18 protein-coding genes and 1 other annotated feature are annotated in these 16,694 nt (G+C 42.5%); all 18 genes read right to left on the reverse strand.

The annotated features are described in order from the left end of the window. Positions 1-148: 148 nt before the first annotated feature. Positions 149-328 (reverse strand): preprotein translocase subunit SecE, encoded by a 180-nt coding sequence (gene secE, locus AC07VD_RS20255; protein ID WP_004399676.1) that lies wholly within the window; start codon positions 326-328, stop codon positions 149-151. Positions 329-361: 33 nt separating this feature from the next. Then, positions 362-511, reverse strand: a complete 150-nt coding sequence (rpmG, locus tag AC07VD_RS20260; protein ID WP_003156421.1) for a 50S ribosomal protein L33 — start codon at positions 509-511, stop codon at positions 362-364. Positions 512-603: 92 nt separating this feature from the next. Further along, on the reverse strand, positions 604-1,260 hold the full coding sequence (sigH, locus tag AC07VD_RS20265; protein WP_003225758.1) for an RNA polymerase sporulation sigma factor SigH: 657 nt from the start codon (positions 1,258-1,260) through the stop codon (positions 604-606). Between the two features lie 62 nt (positions 1,261-1,322). Next, positions 1,323-1,835, reverse strand: coding sequence for a ribosome-dependent mRNA decay endonuclease Rae1/YacP (gene rae1 / locus AC07VD_RS20270; protein ID WP_003235032.1), 513 nt, complete (start codon positions 1,833-1,835; stop codon positions 1,323-1,325). Positions 1,836-1,841: 6 nt separating this feature from the next. Then, positions 1,842-2,591: a 23S rRNA (guanosine(2251)-2'-O)-methyltransferase RlmB gene (gene rlmB, locus AC07VD_RS20275; protein ID WP_014478620.1), complete on the reverse strand. Its 750-nt coding sequence runs from the start codon at positions 2,589-2,591 to the stop codon at positions 1,842-1,844. Then, positions 2,575-3,006 carry a mini-ribonuclease 3 gene (locus AC07VD_RS20280; RefSeq protein ID WP_004399685.1) on the reverse strand — a complete coding sequence of 144 codons (432 nt, stop codon included), beginning with the start codon at positions 3,004-3,006 and terminating at the stop codon, positions 2,575-2,577. The genes rlmB and AC07VD_RS20280 overlap by 17 nt, the downstream gene beginning before the upstream one ends. Positions 3,007-3,009: 3 nt before the next feature. Continuing rightward, a complete protein-coding gene (gene cysS / locus AC07VD_RS20285; RefSeq protein ID WP_038427269.1) occupies positions 3,010-4,410 on the reverse strand; it encodes a cysteine--tRNA ligase in 1,401 nt (466 codons plus the stop codon). Beyond that, on the reverse strand, positions 4,407-5,060 hold the full coding sequence (gene cysE / locus AC07VD_RS20290) for a serine O-acetyltransferase (RefSeq protein ID WP_003225749.1): 654 nt from the start codon (positions 5,058-5,060) through the stop codon (positions 4,407-4,409). Before cysE ends, cysS begins: the two co-directional genes overlap by 4 nt. A gap of 68 nt (positions 5,061-5,128) precedes the next feature. Continuing rightward, positions 5,129-5,359: a binding site (T-box leader), on the reverse strand. 2 nt (positions 5,360-5,361) lie between these two features. Then, positions 5,362-6,813, reverse strand: coding sequence for a glutamate--tRNA ligase (gene gltX / locus AC07VD_RS20295; RefSeq protein WP_014478617.1), 1,452 nt, complete (start codon positions 6,811-6,813; stop codon positions 5,362-5,364). A 90-nt stretch (positions 6,814-6,903) separates the two neighbouring features. Beyond that, positions 6,904-7,380, reverse strand: coding sequence for a 2-C-methyl-D-erythritol 2,4-cyclodiphosphate synthase (gene ispF, locus AC07VD_RS20300; RefSeq protein ID WP_003225745.1), 477 nt, complete (start codon positions 7,378-7,380; stop codon positions 6,904-6,906). After that, complete coding sequence (gene ispD / locus AC07VD_RS20305; RefSeq protein WP_124060168.1) at positions 7,373-8,071, reverse strand: 2-C-methyl-D-erythritol 4-phosphate cytidylyltransferase; 699 nt, start codon at positions 8,069-8,071, stop codon at positions 7,373-7,375. Before ispD ends, ispF begins: the two co-directional genes overlap by 8 nt. A 14-nt stretch (positions 8,072-8,085) precedes the next feature. Further along, positions 8,086-9,186 (reverse strand): PIN/TRAM domain-containing protein, encoded by a 1,101-nt coding sequence (locus AC07VD_RS20310; RefSeq protein ID WP_003235014.1) that lies wholly within the window; start codon positions 9,184-9,186, stop codon positions 8,086-8,088. Between the two features lie 115 nt (positions 9,187-9,301). Beyond that, positions 9,302-10,384: a DNA integrity scanning diadenylate cyclase DisA gene (gene disA, locus AC07VD_RS20315; protein WP_003225736.1), complete on the reverse strand. Its 1,083-nt coding sequence runs from the start codon at positions 10,382-10,384 to the stop codon at positions 9,302-9,304. A 3-nt stretch (positions 10,385-10,387) separates the two neighbouring features. Continuing rightward, complete coding sequence (radA, locus tag AC07VD_RS20320) at positions 10,388-11,764, reverse strand: DNA repair protein RadA (RefSeq protein WP_494721965.1); 1,377 nt, start codon at positions 11,762-11,764, stop codon at positions 10,388-10,390. 91 nt (positions 11,765-11,855) lie between these two features. After that, positions 11,856-14,288: an ATP-dependent protease ATP-binding subunit ClpC gene (gene clpC / locus AC07VD_RS20325; protein ID WP_014475592.1), complete on the reverse strand. Its 2,433-nt coding sequence runs from the start codon at positions 14,286-14,288 to the stop codon at positions 11,856-11,858. Then, on the reverse strand, positions 14,285-15,376 hold the full coding sequence (mcsB, locus tag AC07VD_RS20330) for a protein-arginine kinase McsB (protein WP_003235007.1): 1,092 nt from the start codon (positions 15,374-15,376) through the stop codon (positions 14,285-14,287). Before mcsB ends, clpC begins: the two co-directional genes overlap by 4 nt. Beyond that, on the reverse strand, positions 15,376-15,933 hold the full coding sequence (mcsA, locus tag AC07VD_RS20335) for a protein-arginine kinase activator protein McsA (protein ID WP_014475591.1): 558 nt from the start codon (positions 15,931-15,933) through the stop codon (positions 15,376-15,378). The genes mcsB and mcsA overlap by 1 nt, the downstream gene beginning before the upstream one ends. A gap of 13 nt (positions 15,934-15,946) precedes the next feature. Next, positions 15,947-16,411 (reverse strand): transcriptional regulator CtsR, encoded by a 465-nt coding sequence (ctsR, locus tag AC07VD_RS20340; RefSeq protein ID WP_003225724.1) that lies wholly within the window; start codon positions 16,409-16,411, stop codon positions 15,947-15,949. Between the last annotated feature and the right edge of the window lie 283 nt (positions 16,412-16,694).

Here is a 16,694-nt window from a genome sequence, read left to right on the forward strand (position 1 = left end):
CCGCATTTGGTTTTAGTGAATTACCATAACGCTTCAAAAAATAGGCGGCAAGCCTATGATAACTATCATTTTAAGCCACAATAAAAAACCCGCTGAACGGGTTTTGGCAAGTAATATTATGATCTATTATAGCACGTATTGCTGATCATTATTCAACTATTAAACGAATTAATTGAGAAATTCCTGTGTCAAGGAGGGCAAAAAAGATAACAAAAAAGATAACTGTTGAAATTACCGTAATGGTATAACGCGTTAACTCTTTTCCTTTAGGCCAGCTTACCTTTTTCATTTCTTTCCCAACATCTTTAAAGAATTTCATAATACGCATGTAAAAGACCTCCACAATTTAAAAGCGCAAAAACTATTTTGTTTCAAGATGAGCTGTATGTGAATTGCAAGTACTGCAGTATTTCTTTACTTCTAATCGCTCAGCCGCTGATGCAGAGCTCTTCATTGTCGTATAATTACGGTTTCCGCATGTCTTGCATGCTAACGTAATCTTTTTTCTCATGTCATTACACCTTTTTCTAAATAGACATTAGTTCTTATCTTTAGTAACATATCATAGTCAGAAAAATACTGTCAATATAGCATAAATTCCTATTACAAACTGATTTCGCGAATTTCCAAGTACTTCTCCAGCTTGCGTTTCACACGCTGAAGGGCATTGTCGATCGATTTCACATGTCGGTTCAGTTCATCAGAAATCTCTTGGTAACTTCTCCCATCGAGATATAAGACGAGTACTTTTCTCTCTAAATCACTTAATAGTTCTCCCATTTTCATTTCAATATCATCAAATTCTTCCTGATTAATGATCATTTCCTCAGGATTTAAGGTTTTCGCTCCTGAAATGACATCCAGCAGCGTTCGGTCTGATTCTTCATCAAAAATCGGTTTATCTAATGAGACGTAGGAATTCAAAGGAATGTGTTTCTGGCGAGTAGCTGTCTTTATTGCGGTAATAATTTGGCGGGTAATACATAATTCTGCGAAAGCTTTGAATGAGGTAAGCTTGTCCTCTTTGAAGTCACGAATAGACTTATAGAGGCCTATCATGCCTTCCTGAACAATATCCTCTCTGTCCGCCCCTATTAAGAAATAGGATCTTGCTTTTGCCCGAACAAAGTTTCGGTACTTCGTAATCAAGTAATCTAACGCATCACTGTCCCCAACATGAACCTTTTCAATGACCTGCTCGTCCTCCAACTGGCAAAACTGCTCTTTGTTGAATTTTCCCTTGTTGTTCTGTAGATTCACTCCGATCCCCCCGGCGCACGTAGATAGAAATATTATACAGTATTGGGCAAAAAAGCGTCAACTTAATCTAAGTCTCCCCGCCTCCACTTTTCAAACGTTTTCAAAACCTCTTCCGATAAAGCAATTTTACCCGCCGGCTTTTCGGAAGTGATTTTTCTTACCCGTCTCTCTATTCGCCTTTCAATCGTTTCTACCTCTCTCAAAAGCTCCCGGGCCGATTTCCGCAATGCCCCCTGTCCGAAAATCGCCCACTGCTCAGTATAGTCAGAGGTCGCAACGTGAATTTGAGTCGCAATATTATTCAAAGCCTGAGCGAGCTTTTCTATCCGCTCATCAGCCGTCTCATTTTCTTTTGTAAAAATTACTTCAACTCTATGGTTGGTCTGTTTTTTCTCAAGCCCTTTTACGAGATGCGCGTCAAAAACAACAATAACCCTGTTTCCTGTATACGATTGATATTCCGCCATTTTCTGAATCAGTACGTCTCTCGCCTCTTCAAAACTGTTCGCTTTTAAATCCTTCAGCTGCGGCCAGGCTCCAATCATGTTGTACCCGTCTACTAACAGGATATCCATGGGTCTTTATTCTCCCACAGGGTTTCGTTTCCGGTAGACTTCATACATCAAAAGACCAGCCGCGACAGATGCATTTAGTGAAGTTACCTTTCCGGCCATCGGGAGTTTAATGAGAAAATCGCACTTTTCCTTCACAAGGCGGCCCATCCCTTTTCCTTCACTTCCGATGACTAGAGCCAAAGGCATATTGCCGTCCATATTACGGTAATCCTCACGCGCGGACGCATCCGTTCCGACAACCCAGATTCCCCGCTCTTTCATCTCTTCTAACGTCCGTGCCAAATTGGTGACTCTTGCTACAGGAATGTGCTCAATTGCTCCTGTTGAAGCTTTTGCCACTGTTGTTGTCAGCCCGACAGCTCTCCGTTTTGGAATGACGATGCCATGAGCGCCGACCGCATCTGCTGTCCTCATAATGGAACCAAGATTATGAGGGTCTTCAAGCTCGTCCAGAATGAGGAAGAAAGGCTGTTCATTTTTTTCTTCGGCTGCTTTATATAAATCGTCCAGTTCTGCATATTCATACGCTGCAACCTGTGCCACTACGCCCTGATGCTGTCCTGTCACCATTTGATCGAGTTTTTTTCTCGGGACGTATTGAATCGTGATTCCCTGCTTTTTGGCAAGCTCAATCACTTGCTGTGCTTGTCCCTTTACGGTGTTTTCCGCCATCCACAGCTTATACAGCTTCCGATCAGATTTTAACGTCTCGATCACTGCATTTTTCCCTATGACGTAATCATGTTGCTGACTCATTTGTTTTCCTCCCTGACGTCCCGAATTGTATAGCTTCGGCTACGAGCTGACTAAGTCGTTCCTCTTTTTTCTCTAGAAAAAGGTAGCCCAGAAGCGCTTCAAATGCTGTACTGTAGCGGTACGTCTGAACATCTGTATTTTTAGGTGTTGTCCCTGACTTGGCATTTCTACCTCTTTTCAGCACCGCTTCCTCTTCTTCCGTAAAAAATGATTGATTCTGCAGAAAAAATAGGATCTCAGCCTGTGACTTTGCTGAAACAATCCGGCTTGATTTCTTATGAAGATCATTTGGTTTGGTAAAGCCCTGCTTAAGCAGGTGATGCCTGACATACACTTCAAAAATGGCATCACCTATATAAGCAAGCGCAAGACCGTTAAGCTGCTTAGAATCTTTTATCGTATCAAATTCAAGCATCTGTTATTCTCCCCGTTTCCAGCGAGTGCCTTGAGCCGTATCTTCAAGAATGATATTCATGCTTTTCAGCTGGTCGCGGATCTGGTCTGACAATGCAAAATCGCGATTCCGGCGCGCTTCATTTCGCTTTTCGATTAAGTCTTCAATCTCTTGATCGAGAAGTTCCTGCTCACCCAACGAAAAACCGAGGACAGAAACAATGCGGTCAAACATCTCAATAAACGCCGTAATCACATGATCAGCCGTATGATCTTTCTGAAGATAATAATTGGCGTGTTTCGCTAAGTCAAACAAGACTGAAATGGCATTCGCCGTATTAAAATCATCGTCCATCGCTTCTTCGAATGCATTGCGGTGTTCTTCAACTTTTTCAAGCCATTGATCGTCATCTTCGGTTAAATTCGTACTGCTGTTCAGACGGTGCTGAAGATTGCTGTACGCTGTTTTTAAACGGTTGAACGCGCTTTTCGTATTCTCCAGAAGCTCTTCTGAATAGTTAATCGGGTGGCGATAATGAACAGATAGCATAAAGAATCTCAAAAGCTGCGGATCATGCTGTTTAATGATGTCATGGACAAGCACAAAGTTGCCTAGTGATTTTGACATTTTTTCATTATCAATATTGATATAACCATTATGAAGCCAGTACTTCGCAAACGTTTTGCCTGTTAGCGCCTCAGATTGCGCAATTTCGTTTTCATGGTGAGGGAATGTTAAATCCTGTCCGCCCGCATGGATATCAATCTGGTCACCGAGATACTTTTTCACCATTGCTGAGCACTCAATGTGCCAGCCCGGACGTCCTTTCCCCCAAGGGCTATCCCAAGAGATTTCTCCTTCTTTTGCCGCTTTCCACAGTGCGAAATCAAGAGCATCTTCTTTTTTCTCGCCGACTCGGATGCGTGCACCTGATCTAAGTTCATCGATTGATTGCTGAGAAAGCTTTCCGTACCCTTCAAACGCTCTGGTTTTGAAATATACGTCACCTTCTGATTCATATGCGTAGCCCTTTTTCACGAGCTGATCTACGAATTCGATAATGGCATCCATGTTCTCCATTACTCGCGGATGAAGGTCGGCTTTTCGGCAGCCGAGCGCACCTACGTCTTCAAAGTATGCTTTAATAAAACGCTCTGAAATGGTGGGTACATCCTCACCGAGTTCATTTGCCGCTTTAATTAATTTATCGTCTACGTCTGTGAAGTTAGAGACATACTGCACATCATAGCCTTTATACTCTAAATAGTTTCGAACCGTATCGTAAACGATTGCCGGACGCGCGTTCCCGATATGAATGTAATTGTAAACCGTGGGTCCGCATACATACATTTTCACTTTTCCCTCTTCAAGAGGAACGAATGTTTCCTTCTGTCTAGTCAATGTATTATAAAGTGTGATTGTCATTTTTGATTGATCCTTTCTTTTCTGTCTTCAAGTTCTGCCTTCAGCTCTAAAATCTGCTGTTCCAAAGACTTAAAGCGGTCAGCAACTGGATCGGGCAAATCCTGATGGTTTAAATCGCGTCTTACTTTCTTGCCATTTTGTACAACGACCCGTCCAGGGATACCGACAACTGTTGAAAAATCAGGAACATCATGCAGCACTACTGAACCAGCGCCAATCTTTGAGCCTTCACCGACCGTAATAGAACCGAGCACTTTAGCACCTGTGGCTATCAATGCGTCATCTTTAATCGTTGGGTGCCTTTTTCCCTTTTCTTTCCCCGTTCCCCCGAGGGTAACCCCCTGAAAAACGGTTACGTTATTGCCGATTTCACATGTCTCCCCAATGACAACCCCCATGCCGTGGTCTATGAAAAATCTTCTCCCGATTGTAGCGCCGGGGTGGATTTCTATCCCGGTAAAAAATCGGCTTACTTGAGATATAAGGCGTGCAAGGAAATAAAATTTTCGTTTATATAAAGCATGTGCAATCCGATGCGCCCATATAGCATGTAAACCGGAATAAGTTAAAATCACTTCAAAATAGCTTCTTGCTGCGGGATCTTGATCGAACACAGTATCAATGTCTTCTTTGAGCATTCTAAAAAACACATGCTTCCCCCCGTTTCTCTATCTGATTTCCTCTACCCAATAAAAAAAGCGTCTCTGCATGTAAACATGACAGAGACGCTTTAACCGCGCGGTTCCACTCTGTTTGAAAAGCAGACTTCTGCTCTCCCAACTTCAGCCTGTAACGGCGGCGGCCGCCTTTGAATACTGATTTCAAAAAACGTTCTTCAAAGGTCTTAAGGGCGCACTTCTAAAACCCGGCTCATGGATCTCTCTCAGCCAATGAAGATCCTTTCTGTAATGGCCTAAAGCTTTATACTCTTCCCTGTCAACAATCATTTATTTAGATATTCTTTAAACGCTGAATTGCAGTCTCTTTACCGATCAATTCAATTGATTGCGGCAGTTCCGGACCGTGAGTTTGCCCTGTTACAGCAACACGAATCGGCATAAACAGTTTTTTCCCTTTATGGCCAGTTTCTTTCTGCACTGCTTTGATTGATGCTTTGATATTATCCGGAGTGAACTCCTCAAGCTCTTCAAGCTTCGCTGCGAATGTGCTGAGCACTTCAGGAACCTGTTCTTCTTCCAGAACAGCTTTCGCTTCTTGATTATACTCGATCTCATCCGTAAAGAACAAATCAGTCAGCTCAACGATTTCCGCACCGTAGCTTAATTGCTCATGATACAGGGAAATCAGTTTACGAACCCACTCTTGTTCTTCAGCAGAAAGCTCAGTGCCAACTTTGCCCGCTTTTTGCAAATGCGGAAGCGTCAGTTCAACAACCTGATCAAGATCCAGCTTCTTCACATATTGGTTGTTAACCCATTTTAGCTTATGCATATCAAACAAAGCTGGTGATTTAGATAAACGATTTACATCAAAAATTTCAATAAACTGCTCTTTTGTGAAAAGCTCTTCTTCTCCAACCGGTGACCAGCCTAGCAGTCCGATAAAGTTGAACAGCGCTTCTGGCAGGTAGCCAAGCTCTTTGTACTGCTCGATGAATTGAATAATGGATTCATCACGTTTGCTGAGCTTTTTACGGCTTTCGTTTACAATCAGCGTCATGTGTCCGAACTGAGGAATATCCCACCCGAATGCTTGATAGATCATAATCTGTTTCGGTGTGTTAGAAATATGATCCTCACCGCGCAGCACGTGTGTCATTTTCATTAAGTAGTCATCAATAGCTACCGCGAAGTTATAAGTAGGCGTTCCGTCCTTTTTCACAATAACGAAGTCGCCGATGCCATCTGATTCAAAAGAAATTTCACCTTTTACGATATCATTAAAGGCGATGATTTTTCCTTCCGGCACGCGGAAACGAATACTTGGTTTTCTGCCTTCGGCGATAAATTTCTCCTGTTCTTCCTGAGTCAGGTCTCTGTGTTTTCCGGAATAACGAGGCATTTCTCCGCGGGCAATCTGTTCTTCACGCTCTTTTTCAAGCTCTTCTTCCGTACAGTAACATTTATAAGCAAGCCCTTTTTCAAGAAGCTCTTCATAGTACACTTTATAGATATCGTTACGCTCGGACTGACGGTATGGGCCGTACTCTCCTCCGACATCCACACTCTCATCCCAGTCAATACCTAGCCACTTCAGATAATTCAGCTGGCTTTGTTCTCCGCCCTCAATATTGCGCTTTTTATCAGTATCCTCAACTCGAATGATAAACTTACCGCCTTGATTGCGGGCAAATAAATAATTAAAAAGCGCCGTTCTGGCATTTCCAATATGCAAATGTCCGGTTGGACTCGGTGCATAACGGACGCGTACTTCGTTTCCCATTTTCAAATACTTCCTTTCATGTCATGTATGGCCTCAGGCAAAAATGTATGAATCTATTCTACCACCAAATAGACCCGGCATCAAAACAAGTTAGCCTTTTTGTATCAGTACTGTCGCCTGAGCCGCTATTCCTTCCGCCCGGCCTGTAAATCCAAGCTTTTCTGTCGTTGTTGCTTTTACATTTACTTGAGAAACATCTGCCTCAAGGCCTTCAGCAATTCTTTTTCTCATATCTTCTATGTACGGCAGCATCTTCGGCTTTTGCGCTATGATGGTGCAATCAATGTTCCCAAGGACATACCCCTTCTGTTTCACGATTCCCCAGACATGCTGAAGTAATTTGAAAGAATCTGCGTCCTTGAACTCGGGATCTGTGTCAGGAAAATGCTTGCCGATGTCTCCTTCACCCACAGCTCCCAGGCAGGCGTCAGCGACGGTATGCAGCAAAACGTCTGCATCAGAGTGGCCAAGCAGCCCTTTTTCGTACGGGATTTCAATTCCGCCAATAATGAGAGGACGGCCCTCCACTAATTGATGCACATCAAATCCTTGTCCAATTCTAAACATGTTTATTCCCACTTTCTGATTCCATGATAGCTTCAGCTGACGTCAAATCGTCTGGCGTCGTCAGCTTAATATTTGTATAGCTGCCTTCTACAACACGGACCGAACCGCCCTCCATCTGTTCAACGAGGCTGGCGTCATCCGTCCCTAAAAATCCCTTGCGCTCGGCCTCAGCGTGAGCCTTCATCAATAAAGAAAGACGAAAAGCTTGTGGCGTTTGGACAGCCCACAAGCTTGAACGTTCAATCGTCTCACTGACTTGTAAATCTTGAACGCGTTTAATCGTATCTTTTACCGGAACAGCAAGGATGGCCGCTCCTGTCTGTTCCGCCTCTGCGATCAGTTCGTCAATTTGTTCATGTTTTATAAATGGGCGGGCACCGTCATGTACAAGGACAATCTTTTCCCGCTTTACGGCTTTCAGCCCCTTATACACACTGTGCTGACGCTCATCTCCGCCTGCAACAAGCTCAATTGAAGTTTGAAACGGGTAATCGGACAGCAAGTGTTGAAAGTGCTCCCGCTCCTGATCGTTAATCACCAAAATGATTTTATCGCACTGCCGGTGGCTGTCAAACACTCTTAACGTGTGTATGATCACCGGGTCTCCCTTCAGCTCAATGAACAGTTTATTTCTCCCTGCCTTCATCCGCTTTCCCTGTCCGGCTGCAGGAATCACCACATCATAACTCATTGTTTCTTCTCCCTTTACAGCGCCTTCTCCAACAGCTTAGGCTTCGCAAAAATCATTCGTCCCGCTGCTGTCTGCAGCACACTTGTGACGAGTACATCAATATGCTTGCCGATATAATTCCGTCCTTCTTCAACGACAATCATCGTACCGTCATCCAAGTAGGCAACTCCCTGATTATGCTCTTTCCCGTCCTTAATGACCTGAACATTCATTTCCTCGCCAGGAAGCACAACAGGCTTGACCGCATTGGCTAGGTCATTAATGTTTAATACTGCTACCTTCTGAAGCTCGCACACTTTATTTAAATTAAAATCATTCGTCACAACGACCCCGGATGTCAGCTTAGCAAGTTTGACGAGCTTGCTGTCAACCTCCTGAATATCTTCAAAGTCGCCTTCGTAAATTTCAACTTCAATGTCTAATTCTTTCTGAATGCGGTTCAGGATATCAAGACCGCGGCGTCCTCTGTTTCGTTTTAAAACATCTGAAGAGTCTGCAATATGCTGCAATTCCTCAAGGACAAACTGCGGAATCACGATAACTCCCTCTAAAAAACCAGTCTGACAAATATCTGCTATTCTCCCATCAATAATAACACTAGTGTCCAAAATTTTCAGCTTCTTGTCTTGAACCTCATGTTCTTCATCAGCTGTTCCTTTTTTCTTTTGCATTCTGGCGGAAATGGAAAACAGGCTGATCAATTCATCCTTTTTCTTAAAGCCCACCTGGAAGCCGAGATAACCGAGGAAGAAAGCCAAAAATACAGGAATTATTGTGCTGAATATGCGGTAAGGTATATTGTCTAAAGGAATAACATTTACGATAAGATAAGCAATTATAAGTCCAAAAACTAAGCCAAGACTTCCAAATAACAAATCTGGAACCGGCGCTTTTAACAATGAATCCTCTATCCACTTCACCCAGTTCACAACGTATTCTGTACCCCATATACTGATGAGAAAAAAGATAATTGCTCCTATTGCCGCAGACGTATATGCGTTTGTTATTAAAGGTATGTCCTGTATATTTAACAGTACAAACAATTCAGGTATCAAAAATATACCAACAACGCCGCCAAAAATAATGAAGAACGCCTGAACTATTCGTTTTAACATACCCCCACCTCCTTTTTTAACATTTTAATTTCACAAAGTCTTATGCATCCTACGAATATCAGAATAAACAAAAACCAACATTAATATACCCGTATTCATAAGGTTTTAACCGAAATCACAGTTGTCTGTCTAAATAATGCTTCTCTTGCAGGCGTTTTAATCCTTTTTTGATTTTTTGGGCTCGTACTTCACCGATTCCCTCTACTTCATCTAATTCTTCTGCACTCGCCTCAATAATCCTTGGTAGGACTCCAAATGCTTCTACAACATTTTCAACAATCGGCATCGGAAGACGCGGTATCTTATTTAACAGCCTGTATCCTCTCGGCAATACATAATCATCAAGATTAGTAGAAGCAGGGTAACCGAGAAGCTTATACACAATGGAATCATCCAGCAGATCATAACTGGACATATCCTGCAGCTCCTTCAAGAGAACAAACGGATCTTTAATCTTTTCTTTTACATAGTCCTTAATAAATAAAGCGGCCTCTTCTTCCATATCCGTAATCAATTCAATGACTTGCAGTTTGATCAGATGCCCTTCTGTCCCCAGCTCTTTGATATACATATTAATTTCGTTTTTGATTCTCAGTACCATTTCATAACGATGCATGACAGACAAGACATCACTGAAGGTAACAAGTTCCTCAAACTCTAACGCGTTCAGTGCATTAATCGTTTTATCGAGGATTGTCTTATATTTTTCAAGTGTTTGAATGGCTTGGTTCGCCTTGGTTAAAATAAATCCTATGTCTTTTAGTGTATACTTCATGTTTTCCTGATATAACGTTATGACATTTCTTCTTTCAGAAATAGCGATTACAAGACAGCCAGTTTGCTTAGCTACTCTTTCGGCAGTTCTGTGCCGCATTCCTGTTTCTGATGAAGAAATTGTGGCATCTGGCATCAGCTGAGTATTCGCGTAGAGGATCTTTTGACCAGAATCACTTAAAATGATCGCTCCATCCATTTTAGCCAGCTCATATAAATGCGCCGGAGAAAAAGCCGTGTTTATGTGAAAGCCGCCGTCCACCACTTCTTTTACTTTATCATTATATCCAACAACAATCAGACCGCCTGTATTTGCTCTCAAGACGTTTTCCATCCCCGCTCTGAGCGGTGTACCCGGAGCAACAAACTGCAATATAGATGACAGGTCTAACTCGTGTTTCGCCCCTTTTTTCTCTTTTTCCATCTATTATCCTCCTAATGAAGTACGAAGCGCTTCTGCAACATTTGCTACTCCGATAACCTCAATCCCTTTTGGTTTTGTCCATCCATCCAGATTTGCCGCGGGTATGATCATGCGTTTAAAACCAAGCTTTGCCGCTTCTTTCACACGCTGTTCAATTCTTGAAACCCGCCGGACTTCTCCGGTTAATCCCACTTCTCCAATAAAACAATCTGCAGGATTTGGAGGTGTGTCTCTAAAGCTTGATGCGATACTAATCGCAATGGCAAGATCAATTGCCGGTTCATCAAGCTTAACGCCGCCAGCCACTTTCAAATAAGCATCCTGATTTTGCAGCAGCAGTCCAACTCTTTTTTCTAACACAGCCATTAACAGAGAGACCCTGTTATGGTCTATTCCCGTTGCCATACGCCTTGGGTTGCCAAAGCTTGTTGGCGAGATGAGCGCCTGAATTTCAACGAGAATCGGTCTAGTGCCCTCCATAGAGGCAGTGATACTCGAGCCTGCGGAACCAGCAGAGCGTTCTTCTAAGAAAATTTCCGAAGGATTCAAAACCTCAGTGAGCCCCTCTTCCCGCATTTCGAAAATGCCCATTTCGTTTGTAGATCCGAAACGGTTTTTTACAGCCCGCAAAATACGGAAAGTATGGTGGCGTTCTCCTTCAAAATATAAAACAGTGTCAACCATATGCTCCAACAGTCTCGGACCTGCAATAGACCCTTCTTTCGTCACGTGCCCTACGATAAAAATCGGAATACCTTTTGTTTTTGCAATTTTCATCAGCTCAGCGGTACACTCTCTGACCTGCGACACACTGCCTGGAGCCGATGTAATATCGCTTTGGTAAACCGTTTGAATAGAGTCAACAACGACAAACGCTGGATTCATCTCTTGTATAGCAGACGAAATATACTCCATATCGGTTTCAGATAAAACATGCAGTGACGGATTATTAATGCCGAGACGGTCTGCTCGCAGCTTCGTTTGCTTTACAGATTCTTCTCCCGAAATATACAGGACACTGTTTGATGAGCCTGATAATTGAGCGGAAACCTGCAGTAATAGCGTTGACTTTCCGATACCAGGATCACCGCCAATTAAAACGAGGGAGCCTTTAACGACACCTCCGCCGAGTACTCTGTTAAACTCGCCAAGCTGGGTTTTGACGCGGGGTTCTTCTGATGTTTCGATTGATGTAATAGGTGAAGGTTTCTGTACAGTTTGAACAGAATGAGAAAAAGCCGCTCTCCGATTGGCCGATGCTTTTTTAATCATTTCTTCCACCATTGTATTCCAAGCACCGCAGCCCGGACATTTCCCCATCCATTTTGGAGACTCGTAGCCGCAGGATTGGCAGATGAATTTCGATTTTGTTTTAGCCATATATAGTGTAAGACCTCTCCCTTGTTCTATTTCTTGATATGAAAGTGAGGCATACACTTACATGCTGTATGCCTCATTTCCGTCTTCTATATTAATTCGTTTTAGCAGTCGTTTTTACGACAAATTCGCCATCTTCTACATCAAGAACAATATGCTGTCCTTTATGAATATTTCCTCTGAGGAGTTCTTCAGATAAACGATCCTCGACATGTTTTTGGATCGCTCTTCTTAACGGACGGGCACCGTATTCCAGGTCAACGCCCTCTTCCGCGACTTTCGCTTTTGCAGCATCTGTCAATTCGATAGAAAGATCTTGTTCTTTCAGGCGTTTCGTTAATTGATCAGACATTAATGACACAATTTCAGTAAGATGTTTTTTCTCAAGTGAATGGAAGACAATGATTTCATCAATACGGTTGATGAACTCAGGTCTGAACGCTCGTTTCAATTCACCCATCACTTTATCTTTCATGTCTTTATGATTTTGAGTTTCATCCTGAACGTTAAAGCCGACATATTTATTGCGTTTCAGCTCACTTGCTCCAACGTTTGATGTCATGATCAGAATGGTATTGCGGAAATCGACTGTGCGTCCTTTAGAATCAGTCAAACGCCCGTCTTCAAGAACTTGCAGAAGGATATTGAAGACATCAGGGTGCGCTTTCTCGATCTCATCAAGAAGCACGACAGAGTAAGGTTTTCTTCTGACTTTCTCTGTCAATTGACCGCCTTCATCATATCCCACATATCCCGGAGGTGAACCAACAAGTCTTGAAGTTGAGTGTTTTTCCATGTATTCAGACATATCAATTCTGATCATGGATTCTTCATCGCCAAAAATGGATTCAGCAAGTGCTCGTGCAAGTTCTGTTTTACCTACACCTGTAGGGCCTAAGAAAATGAATGAGCCGATTGGGCGTTTAGGATCTTTTAATCCTGCTCTCGCACGTCTGACGGCTTTTGCAACAGCTACAACTGCCTCATCCTGGCCGATGACGCGGGAGTGAAGAATGTTTTCCATATTGAGAAGCTTATCAGTTTCAGTTTGGGCAATTTTAGATACAGGCACACCGGTCCAGCTGGATACAACCATCGCAATATCATCCACAGTAACCTCTGAGTTTTCCTGCCCTTGCTTCTCTTTCCATGATTTCTTCGTATCCTCTACTTGCTCGCGCAGGCGTTGTTCAGTATCACGCAAGGAAGCAGCTTTTTCAAACTCTTGGCTTTGCACTGCCGCATCCTTCTCTTTACGAACCTCATCAAGCTTCTGCTCAAGCTCTTTTAAGTTAGGAGGCGTTGTAAATGAGCGCAGTCTCACCTTTGAACCTGCTTCATCGATCAAGTCAATTGCTTTATCCGGAAGGAAGCGGTCAGAAATATATCTGTCAGAAAGCTTAACCGCAGCTTCAATGGCATCATCAGTGATAGAAACGCGGTGGTGGGCTTCGTATCTGTCACGCAGACCTTGTAAAATTTGAATACTTTCATCTACAGATGGCTGATCAACCTGAATCGGCTGAAAACGGCGTTCCAGTGCTGCATCTTTTTCAATATATTTACGGTACTCATCAAGAGTCGTTGCGCCAATACATTGGAGTTCGCCGCGAGCAAGTGAAGGTTTTAAAATATTAGATGCATCAATAGCACCTTCTGCTCCGCCTGCCCCGATTAATGTATGGAGCTCATCGATGAATAGGATGATATTTCCTGCCTGACGAATTTCATCCATGACCTTCTTCAGGCGATCCTCAAATTCTCCGCGGTATTTTGTGCCGGCAACAACTGTTCCCATGTCTAATGTCATCACACGTTTATCACGCAAAATTTCGGGTACTTCATTATTGATAATTTGCTGTGCCAAACCTTCTGCGATAGCCGTTTTACCTACACCTGGTTCCCCAATGAGAACAGGGTTGTTTTTCGTTCTGCGGCTTAATACTTCAATGACACGCTGGATCTCCTTGCTTCTGCCGATTACAGGGTCAAGGCTGTCTTCCTTCGCAATAGCAGTTAAGTCTCTTGCCAAGCTGTCAAGCGTAGGCGTATTCGCATTGCTGTTTGTTCCTGCCGCTGATGATCCTGTTTCATTACTTCCTAGAAGCTGGAGCACCTGCTGTCTTGCTTTATTTAAGCTGACACCGAGATTATTCAGAACTCTCGCAGCAACGCCTTCTCCTTCACGAATCAGACCAAGAAGAATATGTTCTGTTCCAACATAAGAATGACCGAGTTTTCTTGCCTCATCCATTGAAAGCTCAATGACTTTTTTAGCTCTAGGAGTATAATGAATCGTTTGAGACATTTCCTGCCCGCGCCCGATCAAACTTTCTACCTCTTTCTGAATTTTATCTGAACCGAGTCCAAGCGCTTGAAGAGCTTTAGCAGCAATGCCCTCTCCTTCTCTTACCAGTCCTAATAAAATATGCTCAGTGCCAATGTTATTATGACCTAACCGAAGTGCTTCTTCCTGTGCTAGCGCCAGTACTTTTTGAGCTCGTTCTGTAAATCTTCCAAACATCATATCGATTCATCCTCCTGTCTTTTCCCATTCATTTCTAAGTGAAGCCGTTCTCTGATGAGAGCCGCTCTTCGAATGTCCCTTTCGTTCGGACGCAAAGCGCCTCCCGAGTATTGCTGTAAAAACCCTGGCTGCGTCAAAATCATAAGTTCGTTAAGTATGTTGCTTGAAAGTCCTTTTATAATACCTAGGTCTATGCCTAACCGAACATCTGAAAGGCACTTTGCAGTTTCTTTCGATTCTATCATCCGGCAATTAGACAAGACCCCATAAGACCGATATACCCGATCCTCAAGTTCGATTTTAGAAGTTTGATAAATCGCTTCTCGGGCAGATCGTTCTTGTTCAATCAACTGAGCAGCAACACTGTTAAGATCCTCTACAATATCCTGCTCTGACTTACCAAGCGTGATCTGATTTGAAATTTGAAAGATATTCCCTACTGCTTCGCTGCCTTCCCCATAAATTCCTCTAACAACTAAGCCTAATTGATTAATTGCCGGTATAATTCGATTTATTTGCCTAGTTAAAACCAGTGCCGGCAGATGCATCATGACCGAAGCCCTTAAACCTGTACCTACGTTTGTAGGACAGCTGGTTAAGTATCCTCTTTGCTCATTGAATGCATAATCAACTTTTTCTTCAATCCAGTCGTCGACCTGGTTTGCGGCTTTCATTGCTTCTAAAAGCTGAAATCCAGGGAAAAGACACTGAATTCTAATATGGTCCTCTTCATTTAGCATGACGCTTACTTCCTCATTTTCAGAAAGCAAACAGCCGCCAAAAGGAGACTCTGTCAGATTAGGACTGATTAGATGTTTTTCAACAAGTACACGCTTTTCTAAAGGCTGTGCATCATTCATTCTAATCAAAACAAATTTGCCGATTCCGGGAATTTCTTGCTCTGAAAACTGATCTTCAAATTGCTGTATGATGGATGAGGCTTCTTCATTGGAATACCGCGTAGGGAACCGAATATGCTCAAAGTTCCTTGCTAAACGTATGCGGCTGCTGAGTACAATGTCACTTTCAGGTCCTTTCTGCTTCATCCAACTGCTTAGTGCGTCCTGAATAAAATGCTTTAGCGACATTACCCCTGTTCCTCCTCACTATCTGTACTTTTGAGTGATTGTTCTAATGAACGAATTTGATCTCTTACATGAGCTGCATTTTCAAATTCTTCTTGATGGATTAAGGATTCTAATTCCTTTTTTAGCATATCAATCTGCCGTCTGACATGAAGATTGCCGCCTATTCGTTTCGGTATCTTACCTGCATGCACAGTGTTTCCGCTGTGCACTTTACGTAGGATTGGTGTAATGTTGCTATGAAATGTTTTGTAACATTCAGAACATCCAAAACGGCCAATTTTTCTGAATTGCTGAAAAGTCATTCCGCATTTCGGACAAGCAGATATTTGCTCCGAATGACTGAACATTTGAGTTCCTGCATTTTGAAATGAAGAATCCATGTTCAGTAACCCCGAAAGTAAATTATGAATAGAGAAACCCTGATTTGCACTTATACCATATGAATCACTATTTTCTTTGGCACATTGTTCACAAATATGAACTTCTATTTTTTCTCCGTTAACAACCTTTGTAAAGTGAAAAGTGGCTGGTCTCTCGTGGCACTCTTGACAAATCAATCTTTTCACCCGCTTATTTTAATTTTAAAGAAGTCAGCATTGCCTTCATCATTCTCGCTCTTAATTCATCACGTTCAGGCAAGTCAATGTGTAAAACTGAGCGGTCCATTACGCTGACCATCATTTTTGCTTCTCTTTCTGAAATTACCTTGTCTTCTAATAGCCTTAAAATAATGTCATCAGAGGCTGCTTGAGACAAATGGGTATTAATTTGAGAAATAATATTATTGATCAGGACAACTTCATTGTTCATTTTAATTTTAATGATTCTGATATAACCGCCGCCCCCGCGTTTGCTCTCAACAATATATCCTCTTTCGCTTGTAAATCTGGTGTTGATGACATAATTTATTTGGGAAGGAACGCATTGAAATTTATCTGCAATTTCACTTCGTTTAATCTCTAAAATTTCCTTGCCATTTTGATCTAACACTCGTTTTAAATATTGTTCAATGATGTCAGAAATATTATGTCCCACTCAACCCCCTCCTTTACTGACTTTGACTATATTTGACTTTAATCTTACTATAAGCCGTTTCTCGAGAATTTTCAACTTTCTCGCTCTATCCTTCATTATTTCCATTTTCCCGGTCCACAAAACCTGATTGCTGATTTAAAATTCGGTATAAAGTTATTATATTATACAGTTAAGTGGAATTTTATGCTACCAATAAACCAAAATACAAAAAACCCAGCTCAATGAGCTGGGTTTAAGCTTGCTTGGCGGCGTCCTACTCTCACAGGGGGAAACCCCCGACTAC

The sequence above is a fragment of the Bacillus sp. GW821-FHT01G09 genome (assembly GCF_059422205.1).